Source organism: Streptomyces sp. NRRL B-24085 (assembly GCF_001282115.1).
Classification (GTDB): Bacteria; Actinomycetota; Actinomycetes; order Streptomycetales; family Streptomycetaceae; genus Streptomyces.
Genome location: NZ_LJBR01000549.1, coordinates 1 through 4,480, shown reverse-complemented (window position 1 = coordinate 4,480; position 4,480 = coordinate 1). Strand labels below are relative to the sequence as shown.

3 protein-coding genes are annotated in these 4,480 nt (G+C 74.9%); 1 reads left to right on the top strand and 2 read right to left on the bottom strand.

Going from position 1 to position 4,480, the window contains the following annotated elements:
- The first annotated feature begins 253 nt into the window (after positions 1-253).
- Entirely contained in the window at positions 254-1,762 is a 1,509-nt protein-coding gene (locus tag AOJ26_RS39140; protein ID WP_053853102.1) for an MFS transporter, read from the top strand.
- Positions 1,763-1,786: 24 nt separating this feature from the next.
- Here the strand turns inward: AOJ26_RS39140 and AOJ26_RS39135 are convergent, their stop codons facing one another.
- A complete protein-coding gene (locus tag AOJ26_RS39135; RefSeq protein WP_053853101.1) occupies positions 1,787-2,674 on the bottom strand; it encodes a hypothetical protein in 888 nt (295 codons plus the stop codon).
- Positions 2,675-2,873: 199 nt separating this feature from the next.
- On the bottom strand, positions 2,874-4,480 hold a 1,607-nt coding region (locus AOJ26_RS39130), incomplete at its 5' end, for an SUKH-4 family immunity protein (RefSeq protein ID WP_234358788.1).

The following is a 4,480-nucleotide window of genomic DNA, read 5'->3' as shown; positions in this document are numbered from 1 at the left end:
GCCCCTCCCCCACCGCTCCCCAGCGGCGTAAAGCCAGGTTAAGGACGGCCCCGGGACCTTCTCGTCCTCCGGCGGTACGAACCCTCCCCCAGCCGTAGTACGGAGGTACCCCTAGGGGCACTCCACCGACAGGTGGAGGCGATCTAGGGGTCGGCTCCACCCTCCGCCCCGGCGAGACTGCACCCTGCCGCCACGTGAGGGGCAAGTGGGAGAGTGGTCGCCGGCAGATGGATGCAGGGGGAAAGGAATCCGCGTGGACGACACGAAGCCGTCGACACGGGAGTCCGCGCGGCAGGTCTCCACGGACCGGCGCGGGGCGGTCGTGGCGGCCCTGATGCTGGCGATGGCGCTCGCGGCCCTGGACTCCACCATCGTCTCCACCGCGGTCCCGCAGATCGTCGGCGACCTGGGCGGCTTCTCGGTCTTCTCCTGGCTGTTCTCCGGCTATCTGCTGGCCGTGACGGTCACGCTGCCGGTCTACGGCAAGCTGTCCGACACCTTCGGACGCAAGCCGGTGCTGATCGCGGGTTCGGTGGTGTTCCTGCTCGGCTCGCTGCTGTGCGCGGTGGCGTGGAACATGGGCGCGCTGATCGCGTTCCGGATCGTGCAGGGCCTGGGCGGCGGCGCCCTGCAGGGCACGGTCCAGACGCTCGCCGCCGACCTGTACCCGCTGGAGGAACGCCCGAAGATCCAGGCCAAGCTGTCCACGGTGTGGGCGGTGGCGGCGGTCGCGGGCCCGGGGATCGGCGGAGTGCTCGCCGCCTACGCGGACTGGCGGTGGATCTTCCTGGTCAACCTGCCGATCGGCGCCGTGGCGCTGTGGCTGGTCGTCCGGTACCTCCACGAGCCGCAGCGCTCCCTGCGCGTCGCGACGGCCACGCGCGCGCGTGTCGACTGGGCGGGCGCGCTCGCGGTGTTCGCGTGCGGCGGCGTGCTGCTGACGGCGCTGGTGCAGGGCGGGGTGGCCTGGCCGTGGCTGTCGGCGCCGTCACTGGTCCTGTTCGGCACCGGACTGGCCCTGGTGGCCGCCGTGGTCCTGATCGAACGCCGGGCGGCCGAGCCGATCATCCCCGGCTGGGTGTGGCGCCGCCGCACGATCGCCGCGGTGAACCTGGCGCTCGGCGCCCTGGGCCTGCTCATGGTCGCCCCCACGGTCTTCCTGCCGACGTACGCCCAGTCGGTGCTCGGACTCGCCCCGGTCGCCGCCGGATTCGTGCTGTCCGTGTGGACGCTGAGCTGGCCGGTGTCGGCGGCGCTGAGCCAGCACGTCTACCGGCGCATCGGCTTCCGCAACACGGCGATGCTCGGCATCGGAACGGCGGCCGTGATCCTGTTCGCCTTCCCGTTCCTGCCCTATCCGGGCGCGGCCTGGCAGCCCACCCTGCTGATGCTGCTCCTGGGCGCCGCGCTGGGCCTGTTCCAGCTCCCCCTGATCGTCGGCGTCCAGTCGACGGTCGGCTGGGCGGAACGCGGCACGGCGACGGCCTCCGTCCTGTTCTGCCGCCAGACCGGCCAGACGATCGGCGCGGCGGTCTTCGGCGCGGTCGCCAACGGCGTCCTGGCCGACCGCCTGGGCGGCGCGAGCGACCTCGACTCCGTCACACGCGCGCTGGACGCAGGCACGGCCCCCGAGACGACCCGCGCGGCCATCGCGGACGCGGTGCACGCGGTGTACGTGGGCGCGGGCTGCGCGGCGGCCCTGGCGTTCGGGGTGCTGCTCGTGCTGGCGCCCCGGCGCTTCCCGGTCCTCAAGGAGCAGTGAGCCCCGCGGCCGGCCACGCCCCGCTCACTCAGGCGCTCCCTGCCCGGTGAGCGCCGTCAGACTGCTGCGGACGAGATCCATCTGGGTCTGCACCTCGTCCCAGCGCTCGGCGTGCTCGCGCAGCACCCGTTCGGTCTCCCCGACGATCCGCTCCTCCTCGGCCCGCGCCTCCGCGAGGATCTCCGCCGCACGCGCGCGTGCGTCCTCCTCGCACCGCACCACCGCGGCCTTCGCCTGCCCGAACTCGCGCCTCGCCACGGCCAGCGCCGCCTTCGCCCGCGCCACCCGTTCGGCGCCCCGCAGGTCCACCTCGGCCGCCCGCTCCTCATGGGCCCGCTCCACCTCGGCCCACCGCTCCGCGTGCTCCCTGGCCTGCTCGGCGAGCATCGCGCTGGTGCGCTGACGCACTTCGCGCAAGGCGGCGAGCGCCTTCCCGCGCCCCTGCTTCACCTCGCGGCGGGCGGCGACCCGGATCTCGTCGGCCTCGGCGCGCGCGGCGAGCAGCCGCTGACGAGCGCGTTCCTCCGCCTCGGCGCGTACGGCGTCGGCGTGCGCCTGTGCGGCAGCGTGTACGCCGTCGGCGTGCGCCTGCGCCTCGTCCGCGAGACCCTGCGCCTCCTGCCGCGCCCGCTCCACGACGGCGGCGGCCTCTTCCCGCCCCACCTCGAAGAGCCGTTGCGCCCCCTCGCCCAGGGCCTCGTACGCCTGCGGGACCAGCCCCGCCACGACCTCCCGCATCCGTACCGCCTCGGCCTCCATGTCCCGGGCGAGCACGGTGAGCCGGGCGGCCCGTTCCCAGGCGGCGTCCCGGTCCCGGGACAGGGCGCCCGCGTACGCGTCGACCTGGTCGGGGCGGTAGCCGCGCCCCCGTACGGCCACGAACCCCGGGGACGACACCGGTGCGCTGCTCATCCTGGAACCCCTCTCCGCGACGACACAAACGAACGCGAAATGATGATTTCGCGCACATCTTGATGTATCGGACGGAAATGTTCATAACGCGACACTCCGCGCACGGGCTGCGGGGACGGGCCGAAAAACGGAGGGCCGGACCCGGTCTCACCACCGGGTCCGGCCCTCCACGCGCGCGCGGCTCAGCGGCGGCGGGGCGTCACAGCAGCCCGTCCCACATCTGCTCCAGCAGCACCGACCACCAGCTCTCCGGCGAGCTCAGCGCCGCCGGGTCGAGCGAGGCGAGCTGCGCCTGGAAGTCGACGGTCCAGCGGCCCGCCTGCTCCTGGTTCAGGCCGAAGCGCAGCCGCCACATCCGGCCGAGCAGGGCCAGACAGCGCTGGAACTCGGGCAGGCCCGTGTTCACGAACTGCGGCGGTACGGGCGCACCGCCCGGCCCGGCCTCCACGGGCACGGCGACGATGTTCGCCGTGCCGTACTGCACACAGACCGCCTTGCCGAAGTCACTACCCATGACGAGGTACGAGCCCGCGTCGGAGGCGGGCTGCACCCCGCGCTCGGCGGCCAGCTCGGCCAAGGTCGGCACGGGCCGCCCCAGTTGGGCCTGCGCCCAGAAGAACGGGCCCATGTCGACCGGCAGCCCCGCCACGACCAACGAGTGCGCGACGACCGGCGGCACGCCCTGGCGGTCCACCGCGGCCTGCTCGAACCGGAAGATCCCCGGCCCGAACGCCCCCGCCAGCTCCTGCGCCACACCCTCCGGCGGGATCGGCGGCGCGGCCTGCACCGGCGGCAGCGGCGCACGCACCGGTGCCGGGCGGGCGGGCCCGTCGGCCACCTGGTGCAACTCGCCCTGGTGCGCCAGCAGTTGCTGCATGCCCTGCTGCCGGCTCGCGTGATCCGTGCCGTACGGGGCGATGCTCGCGATCCGCGCCTGCGGCCACTGCTCCCGGATCATCCGCGCGCAGTACGCGCCCGGCAGCTCGCAGGACTCCAGCTCGGTGTGGAGCTCCAGGACCTGATCCGGGGGCACGTTCATGCCGCGCAGCTCGTGGAAGATCTGCCACTCCGGGTGCGGTGTCCCCGGCGCCGACCGCCGGATCAACTGCTGCTCCGACCCGTCCTGCGCGCGGTACCTGAGGACCGCCTGGTAGCCGGGACCGACGGTCGGCTGCGACTGCTGGGGGTAGCCGTAGGCGGGGGGCGGGGTCGGTGCCTGGTGCCCCGGCACCGGCTGTCCGGGCGTCGGCTGTCCCGGCATCGTCGGCGCAGGCGCCGGGCCGGGAGACGGTACGGCACCCGGAGGCGGGGGCGGCATGGCGCCGAGCGGCATCGGCCGGGGAGCGCCTGAAGCGGCTGCGGGCATACCGGGGGCGCCGGGCATGCCGGGAGCACCCGGGCCGGGCGGGGAGCCGGGGCCACCGGTAGAGCCGGGACCCGCAGGGCCGGTGCCGACCGGAGAGCCCGGAGCCTGGGGCGGCGGAGGCATGCCGGGGCCGGCCACAGGGGGCCTGGACAGCACGGTCTCCGCGTGATGCACGGCGCCACCCGCGCTCCCCGGAACACCGGGAGGCTGCGGCGCACCGGGCAGCCCGGGGGGACTCGGCGGCTGAGGAGCGTTCGGCGCACCGGACGGCTGCGGAGCACCCGGCGCACCCGGCGCACCCGGCGGGTTCGGGAACTGGGACGCACCCGGAACGCCGGGCGGCTGCGGAGCGCCCGGGAACCGCGGGGCATCCCGCCCATCGGCAGGCTGTACCGAGACGGCAGGCGCTGCCGGAGGCGGAGGCGGGGTCGGGGTCGGGG